Raw genomic sequence first — 14,767 nt, forward strand, 5'->3', positions numbered from 1 at the left:
GGAGCTTGCACGTGGGAAATCCTGAATGTGCTGCCCCGCACCACTTGCAACTGTCATGAACGCTGGCTAGGTTCGCCTACATGGGCCACTTCCTCACCACCTTCATGCGCCGCGCAGCAAGCACGACCTTCGTGCTTTTCGCGCTGTTCGTCGCATGCGTGTCGGTGCAGGCCACGCCTTGCGATGCACCACTGGAGCACGCCATCCACGCCACCCTGGCCCTGGATGACACCGCCACGGGCGACGATATCGAGCCGGCACCCTCGCTCGAGGACAACACCGTCAGCCTCGACGACACCTTCGACGTACCGCGCGAGCACGCGCTGCACGTCGCGCGTGGCATCGCCACGCGCCCCACGGCGATGACGCCGGATCCCCACGCGCACCACCACAGCTTCGAGCTGCGCCCCCCCATCGCGTAACCGCCCCCCCTGTAGGAGCGCGCTCGCGCGCGATGTCCGTGCCGGAACATCCGGTTACGTCGCGATATCGAGGCGAGGAGCGATCGCGCGCAAGCGCGCTCCTACAGAAGACCCGTAGCAACTCCTCACCGAATACATGTGCGCGCCGTTTTGACGGCACGCCGGCGGGCCCCTGTGCCTGCAACCCCCATCCCTCACGCAAAGAGAGAAACCACCATGGACCGTCTCATCCAGGGCTTCGACCAGTTCCGCCGCGACATGACCAGCGAGCAGCGCGAGACCTTCGCGCGCCTGGCTTCCGGCCAGACCCCGCACACGATGTTCATCACCTGCGCCGATTCGCGGATCATGCCGGAGCTGATGTTCAACGCGCAGCCGGGCGACCTGTTCGTCTACCGCAACGTAGGCAACATCGTGCCGCCTTATGCCCAGCACGTCAGTGGCGTCGTCGCGGCGATTGAATACGCCGTGACCGCACTGAAGGTGCAGCACATCGTCATCTGCGGCCATTCCGATTGCGGTGCGATGAAGGCCCTGCAGAATCCTGCCGCGCTGAAGGGCAAACCCTCGGTCGAGCAGTGGTTGAAGCATGCCGATGTGGCGCGCTACGTCGTCGCCGAAAATCGCCCGACGATCCAGGGCGAGGAAGGCCTGCGTTACCTCACCGAAGAAAACGTCGTGGGCCAGCTGGAACACCTGCGCACTTTGCCTGCCGTGGCGGCCGCCATGGCGAACGGTAGCCTGCGTATCCACGGCTGGATCTACGACATCGCGAAGACGGAGATCACCGCCTTCGATCCGTTGGAAGGCCGGTTCAATCAGCTCGCGACGAATCCGGCCGACGTCCGTGACGCCACGCCGCACGCCCGTTTCTCGGTGCCTGTGGCTGTCGCGTCTGCCGCTTAAAGGAAGCTCCACATGCGCACTTATTTCTCCCAGGGCCTGTTTGGCCGCGACCTCCTCGGCTCGGTGGTCGTTTTTCTTGTCGCACTGCCGTTGTGCATGGGTATCGCCATCGCCTCGGGCATGCCGCCCAGCGCCGGTCTGATCACGGGTATCGTGGGTGGTCTTGTCGTCGGCGCCATCGCCGGTTCACCGCTGCAGGTCAGCGGCCCGGCGGCGGGGCTCGCGGTCCTGGTCTTTGAACTGGTGCGTGAGCACGGCGTGGCGGCCCTCGGCCCCGTCGTGCTGCTCGCGGGCCTCATCCAGGTGGTCGCCGGCCTGTGTAAGGTCGGTGTGTGGTTCCGCATGACGTCGCCCGCCGTGGTCGCCGGCATGTTGTCCGGCATCGGCATCCTCATCGTGGCGTCGCAGGCGCATGTGCTGATGGATGCGATCCCGATGGCGCGTGGCCTCGAGAACTTTGCGGCACTCCCCGCCGCGGCGCTCGAAGCGGTCACCGGTGCGGGCGAAGGCCAGGGCGCAACAGCGCTCATGATCGGCGCAGGCACCATCGCCATCATGTTGGGCTGGGAAAAGCTGCGCCCGGCGAAACTGCGTTTCGTCCCCGGCGCCTTGCTAGCCGTGATCGCGATGACCCTGACCGCGCAGTTGGGCGCGCTCGACATCAAGCGCGTCGATGTGCCGGCGAACCTGGCTTCGGCCGTGAGCCTGCCGAGCATGGGCAGCCTGTTTGGGTTGTTCGATAGCAGCTTGCTCATCGCCGCGGTGACGTTCGCTTTCATCGCCAGTGCGGAAACCCTGCTTTCGGCCGCGGCGGTGGATCGCATGCATGATGGCGTGCGCACCAAGTACGACCGTGAGCTGACCGCCCAGGGCGTGGGCAACATGATCTGCGGCTTCCTCGGCGCGCTGCCGATGACGGGCGTGATCGTGCGCAGTGCGGCCAACGTGCAGGCCGGTTCGGCCACGCGCATGGCGGCCATCCTGCACGGCGGCTGGCTGCTGGCTTTCGTGGTGCTGCTGCCGTGGCTGATGCGCATGACGCCGGTCTCGTGCCTGGCCGGCATCCTGGTGTTCACCGGTATCAAGATGGTGAACCCGAAACAGATCAAGGAGCTCGCCGCCTACGGCAAGGGCACCGCGGCGGTGTATGTCGCCACGACCGTCGCCATCGTGGCGACCGATCTGCTGACCGGTGTGATCGTCGGTTTCGGTCTGTCGCTGTTCCGTCTGGCGCTGCTTTCGTCGAAGCTGAAGATGGACGTGAAGCACCACGATGAACCGGGCCATGCCACGCTGCATCTCGAAGGTTCCGCGACGTTCCTGAAGGTGCCGACCATGGCCCGTACGCTGGAAGGTGTCCCGCCGAACACCCGCCTGCAGGTATCCATGGACCAGCTGCTGCATGTCGATCAGGCCTCACTGGAACTGCTGCGCGAATGGGGTCGTAACGCCTCCAAGCGAGGTTGTGAGTTGATCGTCGACTGGCAGGAACTGAACCGCCGCGTCGAGGGCTCACGCCAAGCCGCCTAGCTTGTAGGAGCGCGCTTGCGCGCGATGGGATTGCCGCAAGCACCCATCGCGCGCAAGCGCGTTCCTACACCGTCGGTTGGCCGCAAGGTGTTTCCGTTACGCCTTGGTTTTTTGCTTGTACGCGCAGAGGTCGGTGATCGCACAGGTCGGGCATTCCGGCTTGCGTGCCTTACACACGTAGCGACCGTGCAGGATCAGCCAGTGGTGCGCATCCTGCAGGAACTCTTTCGGGATGACCTTTTCCAGCTTGTCTTCCACCTTGCGCACATCCGGCCCTGGTGCAAGACCGGTGCGGTTAGCGACACGGAAGATGTGCGTATCCACGGCGATCGTCGGCTGCCCGAAGGCCGTGTTGAGCACCACATTGGCCGTCTTTCGGCCCACGCCGGGGAGCGACTCCAACGCTTCACGCGATTGCGGTACTTCGCCGCCGTATTGATCCACGAGGATCTGGCTCATGGCGATGAGGTTCTTAGCCTTGTTGTTGTACAGGCCGATCGTGCTGATGTAGCCCTTCAGCTTTTCCAGGCCGAGCTTCAGGATCTTCTGCGGCGTGTTCGCCACGGGGAACAGCTTGCGCGTGGCCTTGTTCACGCCCACATCGGTGGCCTGGGCGGAGAGCGCGACGGCGGAGAGAAGCTCAAAGGGTGTGGTGTATTCGAGCTCGGTCTTCGGGTGCGGGTTCAGCTCGCGCAGGCGGGTGAACATCTCGACGATGTCGGCCTTCTTCACGGCGTGTCCTTTTTCTTGGCTTTGGCACGTGCCAGGGCTTCCAGCACGGCATTGCGCGCCGCAGGCGCACCGACATTACGCTTGCTGCCGGCGAGCTGTTGTTCGCGCGCGTCGCGGTCGTGGGCTAGCCGAGCCTCACGGCGCTGGAAATGCTGGCGGGCTGCGTCCGCGTGCGCGCGGTCGTCGGCCTGGGCCAGCGGCATCGGATCCAGCGTGATGCAATCGACCGGGCATGCGGGCACGCAGAGTTCGCAACCCGTGCACAGGTCGCTGACTACGCTATGCATCACCTTGGCGGCGCCGAGGATCGCATCGACCGGGCAGGCCTGGATGCATTTGGTGCAGCCGATGCAATCCGCTTCGATCACACGGGCGACGGTGCGGGGCTTCTCTACGCCACGTGACGTATCCAGCGGCAGCACCGGTGCGCCTAGCAGGGCGGCCAGCCGCTCGATACCCAACGCCCCGCCTGGCGGGCAGCGATTGATCGCTGCCTCGCCCGTGGCGATAGCGTCGGCGTAAGGGCGACAGCCGTGGAACCCGCATTGCTCGCACTGGGTCTGCGGCAGCAGGTCGTCGATACGGTCGGCAAGCGTTGGCGTCATGGCTGGCGCAAAGCCGCAGGCAGGTTTAGCGGACGGTGGCGCCCGGCGCCGCGCCCTGGTCGGCATCCAGCAGGAACAGATCCGCACCGCCATCGCCGGCGGAGAGGATCATGCCCTCGGAGAGACCAAAACGCATCTTGCGCGGGGCGAGGTTCGCGATGAACACGACGTTGCGGCCCACCAGCGTTTCCGGCTCGCCATAAGCGGCGCGGATACCCGAGAAGATCTGGCGCTTGCCCAGCGGGCCGGCATCCAGTTCGAAGCGCAGCAGCTTGTCCGAACCCTCCACGAATTCACAGGCGAGCACCTTGCCGATACGCAGATCGAGCTTGGCGAAATCGTCGATCGAGATGGTGGTGGTTTCGGTAGCGGGTGCGGCGTCGGTCATGGCTTTCGGAGCTTCTTTGGGCTTGGTTTTCTTCGCATCCGCCTTCGCGGCCTCTCGGGCCTGCTCAGCGGGGCTAAGGGATTCTTTCGACGATTCGACCATCGTTTCGATCTTCTTCGGATCGAGGCGGTTGAACAGCGGGGTGAAGGCGTTGACGGTGTGGCCGAACAGTTCACGGCGCGCATCGGCGAAGGTGTCGATCGGCGCACCGAGGAAATCTTCGGCGGCGGCGACGGTCACCGGGATGATCGGTTTCAGCAGGCCGGAGAGCAGGCGGAACGCGTTCAATGCGAAGGTGCAGACCTGCTGCAATTCATCACGACGTGCTTCGTCTTTCGCGATGACCCACGGCGCCCTTGCGGCGATGTAGCCATTCACCACATCCGACATCGCGACGAAGCGGCGTGTGACTTCGGCGTATTCATCGGTCTCGTACAGGGCCTCGATGCCCTCGTACTGCGCAAGCAGGTCACGCCACAGCGCGGTGGCTTCATCGTCGAAACGATCGGCCAGCGTGCCGGCGAAATGCGTGTGGATGAAGCCCGCGGTACGGCTGGCGATGTTCGCCCACTTGCCGACCAGGTGCGAGTTCACGCGATCCTCGAACGACTTCAGGTCGAGGTCGACGTCCACCGGCGTCGGGCCAAGCATCGTGGCGAAGTAGTAGCGCAGCGCTTCCGGGTCGAGGCCCGCATCCAGGTACGTACGTGCCTGGATGAAGGTGCCGCGCGACTTCGACATCTTCGCGCCGTTGACCGTGAGGTAGCCGTTGGTGTGCAGCGCCGTGGGCACGCGCAGGCCAGCACCGTGCAGCATGGCTGGCCAGAACAGGCCGTGGAAATTGATGATGTCCTTGCCGATGAAGTGGTGCATCTCGGCCGTGCTGTCCTTGCCGAGGAAATCATTGAAGACCAGGCCCTTACGCTCACACAGGGCCTTGAACGAGGCGAGATAACCAACCGGTGCATCCAGCCACACGTAGAAGAACTTGCCGGGTGCATCGGGGATCGGGAAGCCGAAGTAGGGTGCGTCGCGGGAAATATCCCAATCGCGCAGGCCGCCTTCAATCCACTCGCCGAGCTTCGCGACGACGCTGCTATCTGCCGTGGGGTTTCCGCCGGTGTACTTGCCGGCGAACCAGTCGCGCAGGAGTCGATCGAACTTGCTGAGCTCGAAGAAGTAGTGTTCCGAATCGCGCAGTTCCGGCGTGGCGCCGGACATCACCGAGTACGGGTTGATCAGCTCGGTCGGCGCATAGGTGGCTCCGCAGTTCTCGCAGTTGTCACCGTACTGGTCCGGTGTACCGCACACCGGGCAGGTGCCTTTGATGTAGCGATCCGGCAGGAACATGTCGCGGGTCGGGTCGTATAGCTGCTGGATGTCGCGGCGGGCGATATAGCCGCCCTCGCGCAGCTTCAGGTAGATCGCGGTGGCGATCTCCTGGTTCTCCGGTGAATGCGTGGTGTGGTACTGGTCGTAGCTGAAGTGGAAATCGGTGAAGTCCGCTTCATGGCTGGCGCGAATGCCCGCGATGTAATCCTCGGGGGTCTTCCCGACCTTTTCGGCGGCCAGCATGATCGGCGTGCCGTGGGCATCTTCGCCTGCCACATACCAGACCTCGTTGCCCTGCATTCGCTGCGCACGCGCCCAGACATCGGCTTCGATATAGCCGAGCATGTGGCCAAGGTGAAGCGGGCCGTTAGCGTAGGGGAGGGCGTTGGTGACGAGGATGCGGCGGGCCATGATTTGCACGGTCGGCTGTAGGACCGGGGATTATGGCATGCCTGCGCTGCGGTGCAGCGGGGCCGGGCCCTGCCGAAGCTATCGCGTGCAAGCACGCTCCTACAACCGCAGCCCTGTAGGAGCGCGCTTGCGCGCGATCGGCCGGGCGGCTTACTCGGCGCGAACCCATTCCTGGCTGCGACCGATCAGCGAGAAGCCGATGTAGCCGTGGACGTCCAGCTTCTTGCCGCCGTCTTCCAGCTTCAGGGTGACCTTGTAGATCTTGCCCTTGGCCGGATCCAGGATCTGGCCGCCGGACCACTCGTCGCCGTCCTTCTTCAGGCCCCACATGATGGTCATGCCTTCGATGGGCTTGTTCTTGCGATCGCCGGAGCACTCATCGCAGATCGGGTGCGGGCCCTTGTCGGACTTGAGCACTTCCAGCACCTTGCCCTCGAGCAAGCCATTGTGTTCGGTGATCTCGACGATCGACTTGGTCTCGTGGGTCTTGTCGTCGATGGTCTTCCACTTGCCGACCGGGGTATCGGTGGCGGCAAGGGCGGGGAGGGCGGCCGTCGCGAAGACGAGGGCGGCGGCGGTACGGATCAGGTGCTTCATAGGCTGGTTGGCTCCCCATACGGTCAGGTACGGCCGGAGACTGACGAAAGCCGCCCCGGCACGTCAAGCTGCAACGCGCCACCCCGGCTTTTTGTAGGAGCGCGCTTGCGCGCGACAGGGGCTCGCGGCAAGGCCGATCGCGCGCAAGCGCGCTACTACAGGGGCGGCTGCGGCTCGGCGTGCCATAATTGCTTCATCTTAGGTTTTCCTCATTTCCCCATGTCCCAGGCCAGCGAAACCCTCGTACGCGGCGTACTTGACCGCGTCATCGACCCCTATTCCGGGCAGCCGCTTGGTGCCGCCATACGCGCCGTGGGCGTCGATGGCGACCGTGTCTCGGTCGATATCCAGCTGGGCTACCCGGCGGAGGGCTATGTCGCCCAGGCCGCAGCGGACGCCAGGGCGGCGCTGGAGGCGGAGCCGGGCATCGCCGCGGCCGCTGTCTCGGTGACCTGGCGCATCCATCCCCACAAGGTGCAGGGCCAACTGGCCCCGATGCCGGGCGTGAAGAACATCATCGCCGTAGCCTCGGGTAAGGGCGGCGTCGGCAAGTCCACCGTTTCGGTCAACCTGGCCCTGGCCCTGGTGGCCGAAGGCGCCAAGGTCGGCCTGCTCGATGCGGATATCTACGGGCCCAGCCAGCAGCGCATGCTCGGGCTCTCCGGCAAGCCAGTCTCACCGGATGGGAAGAGCATCGAGCCGATGCGTGCGCATGGCCTGCAGGCCATGTCCATCGGTGTACTCATTGAGGAGGACACGCCGATGATCTGGCGTGGCCCCATGGTCACCCAGGCTTTGATGCAGCTGCTGAACGACACCCGTTGGGAAGAGCTCGACTACCTGATCATCGACCTGCCGCCCGGCACGGGCGATATCCAGCTCACCCTATCGCAGAAGGTCCCGGTCTCCGGCGCGGTGATCGTCACCACGCCGCAGGACATCGCGCTGCTGGATGCACGGAAGGCGCTGGGCATGTTCCGCAAGGTGGAGGTGCCGGTCCTCGGCGTCATCGAGAACATGGCGACCCATGTCTGTACGAACTGCGGCCACGAGGAGCACATCTTCGGCCACGGTGGCGGTGCCCGCATGGCGGAGGAGGCCGGTATCGCCTTCCTCGGCGAGCTGCCGCTGGACATCCGTATCCGCCAGCAGGCCGACGAGGGCACGCCCACGGTCGTGGCCATGCCGGATTCCGACCTGGCGGCGCGCTACCGGGCGATCGCCCGCGGTGCTGCGGCAAAGCTGTCGCTCCAGGCCAGAAACAAGGCGATCTCGTTCCCGAAGATCGTTATCCAGAACACCTGATCGGTGGCGCCTTAGTCGCCGTTCCGATACCTTTCCTGCTTCAACGAGGGAGACCGTAAGTGAGCATCAAGTCCGACAAGTGGATCCGCCGCATGGCCGAGGAACACGGCATGATCGAGCCATATGCCCGTGGCCAGGTCAGGGAGCGCGACGGCCACCGCCTGGTGTCCTACGGCACATCCAGCTACGGCTACGATGTCCGTTGCGCCGACGAGTTCAAGGTGTTCACCAACATCAACTCGACCATCGTCGACCCGAAGGCCTTTGATAAGGGCAGCTTCGTCGACGTGAAGTCCGATGTGTGCATCATTCCGCCCAATTCGTTCGCCCTGGCGCGCACGGTTGAGTACTTCCGCATCCCGCGTAACGTGCTCACCATCTGCCTCGGCAAGAGCACCTATGCCCGCTGCGGCATCATCGTGAACGTGACCCCGCTCGAGCCCGAGTGGGAAGGCCACGTGACGCTGGAGTTCTCGAACACCACGCCGCTGCCCGCAAAAATCTACGCCAACGAAGGCGTGGCTCAGATGCTGTTCCTGGAATCGGACGAGGTCTGCGAGGTCTCGTACGCCGATCGCGGCGGCAAGTACCAGGGCCAGCGCGGCGTGACCCTGCCAAGCACCTGAACGCCTTCACGGTCGCATCCGCGCCCGACACCCGGGCGCGGTAGACTCGCCTTTTCCGCCCGTACCAACGATCCACGGAGACACGCATGACCCGAGTACCCACCCTGATGGCCCGCATTGCCGGCGCGCTGTTCCTCGCCAGCATGCTGGTGCTCGCCGGCTGCCACCGTGGCGCGTCGAAGAACGACGTGATCGCCACCAGTGCCGAGCAGGGCAAGTTCGATTACACCCTGAAGGCGTTCAAGAGCGGCCAGTTCCAGACCCTGGATGGCGCCGTGCTCTCCGCCGCGGACGCAGGCAGCCATTTCGCCTATATGAAGGACACGGGCAAGCTGCCGAAGACCGTGCTCCTGCTGCCCAGCGACGATTCGAAGATCCGCGATAACCATCTGGGCTTCATGGCCCGCATGGCGCTGGATTACGGCTTTGCCGTGTACTACGACAAGAAGGGCGAGCTGGTCCGCCTGAACGCCGTGGAAAGCGAAGCCCGCCAGCTGGAAGATACCCCGCACAAGGCCGACCTGCCTGACCGCATGAAGGGTAAGGAAGCCTCCAGCGGCGCATACGATCCGCAGACCCAGCAGTAACAAAAAAAGCCGGCGCAAGCCGGCTTTTTTTCGTCTGTAGCGCTCGGCGAATCGCGCGCAAGCGCGCTCCTACACCAGACCTGCGCAGACCCTGTAGGAGCGCGCTTGCGCGCGATCAACCTATCAACAGCGCGCCACGCACACGACTGGCCAATCCCTCAATATCCGCATAAGCCTCAGCCTTCCCCGAGCCCCAAACCGGCCCCGGCCACGCCGCATCACCCTCCACCCGCGCCACCACGTGCACATGCAACTGCCGCACGATATTGCCCAGCGCACCGATATTGAGCTTGTCGCACGGCGCTATCGCACGCAGGGCCGCGCTGGCCTGGTCCACCTCGCGCCACAGCGCTGCCCGGTCGGCGTCGGGAAGATCCGACACTTCCACCAAGCCCGCCTGCCGCGGCACCAACACAAGCCACGCAAACCGGCTGTCCCGCATCAACAACACGCGGCACAGCGGCAAGTCGCCGACGACCACGGTATCGCCGGCAAGCCGCGCATCGAGTTCGAACGCTGCGCTCATGCGAGCTCGCGGGCGAAGAAGGCGAGCGTGCGTTCCCACGCCAGCGTTGCGCTCGGCTCGTCGTAGCTGCCGCGCGCGTCGCAGTTGAAGCCATGGTCGGCCGGGTAAACCCAGGTATCCATCTCCGGCTTCAGCTCGCGGTGCTTCTCGACCATCTCCGGCGGTATCGAGTGATCGCGCTCGCCGAAGTGGAAGATGACGTTCGCCTTCGCCGGCTCGGTCAGGAACGGCACGTTGCGCGAGCCGTAGTAGCTGGAGGAGGGCAGGCCAAGGCGCAACGCCGCCAGCATGGCCACCGTGCCGCCCCAGCAATAACCGACCGTGCCCACCTTCACCTTGTAGGCATCGGCCAGCCACGACGCGGCGATCGCAACATCCTGCTGCGGCCGGAGCAGGCCCAGCTCGGCGACCATCTTCACACCCTTGGTCATGCCCTCCTGGTCGTAGCCGGTTTCCACGCCCTTTTCGACGGGATCGAACAGTGCTGGCGCAATGGCCACGTAGCCCTCGGCCGCAAAGCGCTCCGCCACGCTGCGGATATGCGCGTTCACGCCAAAGATTTCCTGGATGACGACGATGCCGCCCCGCGGCGTGCCCAAGGGCTCAGCCAGGTAGGCATCCATGCTTTCGTGCGGACGGGACGTATCGAGGATCAATGTGCGACCCATGGAAAATCTCCAGGTGCGTAAGAGTGATCTGCGGAGCTTACCCGGCCTGCCGTCCTGTGGGGGTGAGCATGCGGCGATCCGCCGTGCGATAGATGCCTGATGCCTATGGCATGCTTACGCCCCTGACTATCAGGGTGGATATATGAAGACATGGCTTGTCGTCGTCGGCGTTTGGCTCGCGGCCGTTGGGCCGGTGCATGCAAACGAGCTGCAGGATGCCCTTGACGCGCAGCTCAAGGCCAATGCCCTGGGCCACGGCATTCCGGCCCAGGCGGTGCGCGTGACCCACAATGATGAACTTATCTACGAGGGGACCACGGGGACGACGGTCATGGGCGGCGGAAAGCGGGTTGCGCGAGAAACGCCATTCCCCATTTACTCGGTAAGCAAGTTATTCACCAACACGCTGGTGCTGCAGCTCGCGGAAGAGGGCAAGATCGACCTGACCGCACCCGCCTCGCGTTACGTCCCGAACCTCCCCGATGCCTGGCGCTCCCTTCGCATCGAGCAGTTCATGAACCACGTAAGCGGCTTGCCGAACTTCTTTGATCCACAGCATCTGGACCGGCCATTCCCGCCGACACTCGAGGCCGCCTTTGCCGCTGTAAGCAAAATGCCCGTCACCTCGGCACCCAACGTGCAGACACGTTATTCGGGGACGAACTATCTCGTGCTTGAGGCGGTGCTGCAGAGTGTGACGCACATGCCATATCGGGCGCTGGTTGAAGAACGGATCATCCATCCACTGGGCTTGCATCATACGTCGCTGGATATCTCCCACCCGCCCGCCGGTATGGTCGAGAGTTACCACGCGGAGAATGGGCGTGCCGTTATCGATCCGCCAGTGAACTGGCCCGATTACGCCATCGCCCAAGGCTGCATCGTTTCCACGCTGGAGGACATGGCTACCTTTATGTCAGCCATCGCCGATGGGAAGCTCGTTCCGAAAGCCGCGCTACTGAAACACTGGCATCTCTATCAGTTTCCGAACGGTAACCAGGGCGGCTTTGCCTCCGGCTGGGACTACGGCGAAGCAGGGCGCTGGCACGAGCTGGGCCACGATGGTGGCACCAAGGTTCGCGTCCGCATCCTGTACGGCGCCAACCTCGATGACCACTACGTCATCGTCTACCTGACCAACGGCAATCGTGACGATGTGTGGTCGGGGACCCTGGTCGACTCGGTGCAGGTGCTCGCTGTGCCGCGCTGATAGCGCAGCCGGCAGTTTTGATGATGGGAGATAATTAAGGCTGGGTAAAATTCCGGGCTCGAAATAGCCGGTATAATGATCGGCTTCCTATCCCCGGTACCCAAGGCAATGTCCCAGGCCGCCCAGACCCAGAAGATCGGCTTTGTCAGCCTTGGCTGTCCTAAAGCTCTGGTCGATTCCGAACGCATCCTCACCCAGCTCAAGGTTGAGGGCTACGAGATCGTGCCCAGCTACGGCGAGGCCGATGCCGTGGTGGTGAATACCTGCGGCTTCATCGATTCCGCCGTGCAGGAATCGCTCGATGCGATCGGTGAAGCCCTGCACGAGAACGGCAAGGTCATCGTGACCGGCTGCCTTGGCAAGCGCCAGGAGCTGATTCGCGAAAGCTACCCCGATGTGCTCGCGATCTCCGGCCCGCAGGATTACGCCTCGGTCATGAGCGCGGTGCACTCGGCACTGCCGCCGGCGCGCAACAAGTTCCTCGACCTGGTGCCCGACATCGGCGTAAAGCTCACGCCGAAGCATTACGCGTACCTGAAGATTTCCGAGGGCTGCAATCACCGTTGCAGCTTCTGCATCATCCCGTCGATGCGCGGCGACCTCGTCAGCCGCCCCGTCGACCAGGTGTTGATGGAAGCGGAAAAGCTGGTGAAGGGCGGCGTGAAGGAACTGCTGGTGATCTCGCAGGACACCAGCGCCTACGGCGTGGATACCCGCTACGCCGCGCACGAATGGCGTGGCAAGTCGTACCGCACCCGCATGACCGAGCTATGCGAAGGCCTTTCGGAACTGGGCGTGTGGACTCGTCTGCACTACGTCTACCCGTACCCGCATGTGGACGAAATCATGCCGCTGATGGCGGATGGCAAGATCCTCCCGTACCTCGATATCCCGTTCCAGCACGCCAGCCCGCGCATCCTCAAGCTGATGAAGCGCCCCGGCAACGTCGACAAGACGCTGGAGCGCGTGCAGAACTGGCGTCGCCAGGTGCCGGACCTCACGATCCGCAGCACGTTTATCGTTGGCTTCCCCGGCGAGACCGACGCCGAGTTCAACGAACTGCTCGACTTCCTGCGTGAAGCGGAGCTCGACCGCGTCGGCGCATTCGCTTACTCACCGGTCGATGGTGCGAAGGCCAACGACTTGCCGGGCCAGATCGACGAAGAGTTGAAGGAAGATCGCCTGGAGCAGTTCATGGCGGTGCAGGCCGAGATCTCGGCCGCGAAGCTGCAGCGCAAGGTCGGCAAGACGATCAAGGTGCTGATCGACGAGATCGACGCCGACGGCGCATGGGGACGTTCGAGCGCCGATGCGCCGGAAATCGACGGTGCCGTTCGCATCGACGATGGCCAGTTGCTGAAGCCGGGTCAGTTTGTCGACGTGCTGGTCGAAGAAGCCGACGCGCACGACCTGTACGGCCGCCTGGCCTAAGCACCATGCGTCACGTGGCGCCCGCACGCGAGGTCTTTGATCGCCGCGTGCTGGCGTCGCCGCCGTTGTCGCACTGGGCGGGGTTCGCGCCCCTGATCGAAGGTGAGGCGTGGCCGGAAGCCACCGGGCTGAATGCGCTGCTGCCGGACGACAGTGACCTGCGTTTCGTGGCGCAAGACAAGGCGCTGCTCGACGATGGCTTGCATTACGAACAGCGCATCGCGAACGGTTCTATAGCGACCCGGCCTGCCAACTGGCATGACTTGTTCAACGCGTTTGTATGGCTGCGTTACCCCGCGTTGAAGCGCGCGCTCAATGCCCGCCAGGTCGCCGAAATCGCACGCATGGGTCCGCGCGAACGATCGCGCCCACAGTGTGCGCTCACCCATTTCGACGAAGCGGGCATCATTGTCACCTTGCCCGATACCGCGATGCTGGCGGCATGGGACCGACACGACTGGCATGCGCTGTTCTGGACGCATCGGGAGGCGTGGTTGCGTGGCGACGCGCGCGCGGAGGTGTTCGGGCATGCCTTGCTCGAGCACGCGCTCACACCCGAAAAGCTGCTCGTCGGCAAGGCGCTGGTGGTGATCGGTGGGGCGGATGCCGCCGCGACCTGCGCGGAAGCCATCGCCCGTGGCGATGTCCTCAATGACCCGCAGGAACTCCGGCCCTTGCCGGTGTCAGGCGTGCCGGGCTGGCACGCGGATACCGCGGACGAATCGTTCTACACGACGGCGCCGTGCTTCCAGCCGGTGAGGGCGGGGCGGCTCTACCCAGCCGCCCTTGTCGCCTCACCCGATCAGGCGAGCCCGTGATCGCGGACGTAATCGCCTAGCAGGGTGTCGTGGTCCACGCCGAGCTTGCGCATCGCGTCGCGCTTCTGCCGGCTGATGGTTTTGACCGACTTGCCTTCGCGATCGGCGATCTGCTGCAACGACTGGCCGCTGACGAAGGCCTTGATGACCTCTTTCTCGCGCGCAGAGAGCGTCGCGCCGGGCATCGCGACCGACGTATCGTCCGCCTCGTTGAGGATGTCGAGCAGGGTTTCGCTGAGGTAGGTTTCGCCGTCGTGCACCGCCTTGGCGGCGACTGCCAGCTCGTCCATGGGGGCGCGTTTATCGACGATGCCGCGGGCACCGTGCTTGAGCATGGACTGTAGGGCGGCGGGCCGGTTGACCATGGTCAGCACGATGATCGCGAGATCAGGATACATCTTGGCGAGCGTGTCCAGCAGGGCGAATCCGTCGTCCTCCCGGTCACTCGGCATGAGAAAATCCGTAATCACGACATCGCAGGGACGCTCCGCCAGCATGGCGAGAAGCTCATCGGCTGCCTTGGCCTTACCGACCACGTCCAGATGGGCGTTTTCCAGCGCCAGAGCGCCGCCCACGAGTACGAGCGGGTGATCGTCTGCCAGAATGACTTTCAGTGGCATGTGTGTATTTCTCCTTCTTACCTAGCGACGCCATAGGGTTCAGGACGATTATG

At 64.1% G+C, this 14,767-nt stretch carries 16 protein-coding genes; 9 read left to right on the forward strand and 7 right to left on the reverse strand.

From position 1 onward, the window contains the following. The first annotated feature begins 80 nt into the window (after positions 1-80). The 3 genes from VGN46_RS11990 (at position 81) to VGN46_RS12000 (ending at position 2,858) form a co-directional block, all read left to right on the forward strand. The gene (locus tag VGN46_RS11990) at positions 81-422 is read left to right on the forward strand and encodes a hypothetical protein (protein WP_331643927.1); all 342 of its coding nucleotides are present in this window, start codon (positions 81-83) and stop codon (positions 420-422) included. 216 nt (positions 423-638) lie between these two features. Then, a complete protein-coding gene (locus VGN46_RS11995) occupies positions 639-1,328 on the forward strand; it encodes a carbonic anhydrase (protein ID WP_331643928.1) in 690 nt (229 codons plus the stop codon). A gap of 12 nt (positions 1,329-1,340) precedes the next feature. Beyond that, positions 1,341-2,858, forward strand: coding sequence for a SulP family inorganic anion transporter (locus tag VGN46_RS12000; protein ID WP_331643929.1), 1,518 nt, complete (start codon positions 1,341-1,343; stop codon positions 2,856-2,858). 96 nt (positions 2,859-2,954) lie between these two features. Here VGN46_RS12000 and nth read toward each other — a convergent pair whose 3' ends face one another. The 4 genes from nth to VGN46_RS12020 form a co-directional block, all read right to left on the reverse strand. Beyond that, a complete protein-coding gene (gene nth / locus VGN46_RS12005; protein ID WP_331643931.1) occupies positions 2,955-3,590 on the reverse strand; it encodes an endonuclease III in 636 nt (211 codons plus the stop codon). Further along, complete coding sequence (locus VGN46_RS12010; RefSeq protein ID WP_331643932.1) at positions 3,587-4,195, reverse strand: RnfABCDGE type electron transport complex subunit B; 609 nt, start codon at positions 4,193-4,195, stop codon at positions 3,587-3,589. The genes nth and VGN46_RS12010 overlap by 4 nt, the downstream gene beginning before the upstream one ends. 25 nt (positions 4,196-4,220) lie before the next feature. Next, positions 4,221-6,326, reverse strand: coding sequence for a methionine--tRNA ligase (gene metG, locus VGN46_RS12015; protein ID WP_331643933.1), 2,106 nt, complete (start codon positions 6,324-6,326; stop codon positions 4,221-4,223). A gap of 150 nt (positions 6,327-6,476) precedes the next feature. After that, positions 6,477-6,923 (reverse strand): DUF2147 domain-containing protein, encoded by a 447-nt coding sequence (locus VGN46_RS12020; protein WP_331643934.1) that lies wholly within the window; start codon positions 6,921-6,923, stop codon positions 6,477-6,479. Between the two features lie 219 nt (positions 6,924-7,142). Between VGN46_RS12020 and apbC the strand changes: the two genes are divergently transcribed. From apbC to VGN46_RS12035, 3 genes are all read left to right on the forward strand, one after another. After that, positions 7,143-8,228: an iron-sulfur cluster carrier protein ApbC gene (gene apbC, locus VGN46_RS12025; RefSeq protein WP_331643935.1), complete on the forward strand. Its 1,086-nt coding sequence runs from the start codon at positions 7,143-7,145 to the stop codon at positions 8,226-8,228. A 59-nt stretch (positions 8,229-8,287) separates the two neighbouring features. Further along, positions 8,288-8,854, forward strand: a complete 567-nt coding sequence (dcd, locus tag VGN46_RS12030) for a dCTP deaminase (protein ID WP_331643936.1) — start codon at positions 8,288-8,290, stop codon at positions 8,852-8,854. An 86-nt stretch (positions 8,855-8,940) separates the two neighbouring features. Then, positions 8,941-9,441 (forward strand): hypothetical protein, encoded by a 501-nt coding sequence (locus VGN46_RS12035; RefSeq protein ID WP_331643937.1) that lies wholly within the window; start codon positions 8,941-8,943, stop codon positions 9,439-9,441. 115 nt (positions 9,442-9,556) lie between these two features. Here the strand turns inward: VGN46_RS12035 and VGN46_RS12040 are convergent, their stop codons facing one another. Beyond that, entirely contained in the window at positions 9,557-9,967 is a 411-nt protein-coding gene (locus tag VGN46_RS12040; RefSeq protein WP_331643938.1) for an HIT family protein, read from the reverse strand. Further along, positions 9,964-10,635: a dienelactone hydrolase family protein gene (locus tag VGN46_RS12045; protein ID WP_331643939.1), complete on the reverse strand. Its 672-nt coding sequence runs from the start codon at positions 10,633-10,635 to the stop codon at positions 9,964-9,966. Before VGN46_RS12045 ends, VGN46_RS12040 begins: the two co-directional genes overlap by 4 nt. A gap of 142 nt (positions 10,636-10,777) precedes the next feature. Between VGN46_RS12045 and VGN46_RS12050 the strand changes: the two genes are divergently transcribed. From VGN46_RS12050 to VGN46_RS12060, 3 genes are all read left to right on the forward strand, one after another. Further along, a complete protein-coding gene (locus VGN46_RS12050) occupies positions 10,778-11,845 on the forward strand; it encodes a serine hydrolase domain-containing protein (RefSeq protein ID WP_331643940.1) in 1,068 nt (355 codons plus the stop codon). Between the two features lie 108 nt (positions 11,846-11,953). Then, positions 11,954-13,276, forward strand: a complete 1,323-nt coding sequence (gene rimO / locus VGN46_RS12055) for a 30S ribosomal protein S12 methylthiotransferase RimO (RefSeq protein ID WP_331643941.1) — start codon at positions 11,954-11,956, stop codon at positions 13,274-13,276. Between the two features lie 5 nt (positions 13,277-13,281). Continuing rightward, complete coding sequence (locus tag VGN46_RS12060; protein ID WP_331643942.1) at positions 13,282-14,094, forward strand: DUF3025 domain-containing protein; 813 nt, start codon at positions 13,282-13,284, stop codon at positions 14,092-14,094. On the opposite strand, the gene VGN46_RS12065 is transcribed toward VGN46_RS12060, so the two are convergent. Next, positions 14,079-14,714, reverse strand: a complete 636-nt coding sequence (locus VGN46_RS12065) for a response regulator transcription factor (RefSeq protein ID WP_331643943.1) — start codon at positions 14,712-14,714, stop codon at positions 14,079-14,081. The two genes, VGN46_RS12060 and VGN46_RS12065, sit on opposite strands and share 16 nt — an antisense overlap. Positions 14,715-14,767: the final 53 nt, after the last annotated feature.

Origin of the sequence: Luteibacter sp. (assembly GCF_036500425.1) — a bacterium.
GTDB lineage: Bacteria > Pseudomonadota > Gammaproteobacteria > Xanthomonadales > Rhodanobacteraceae > Luteibacter.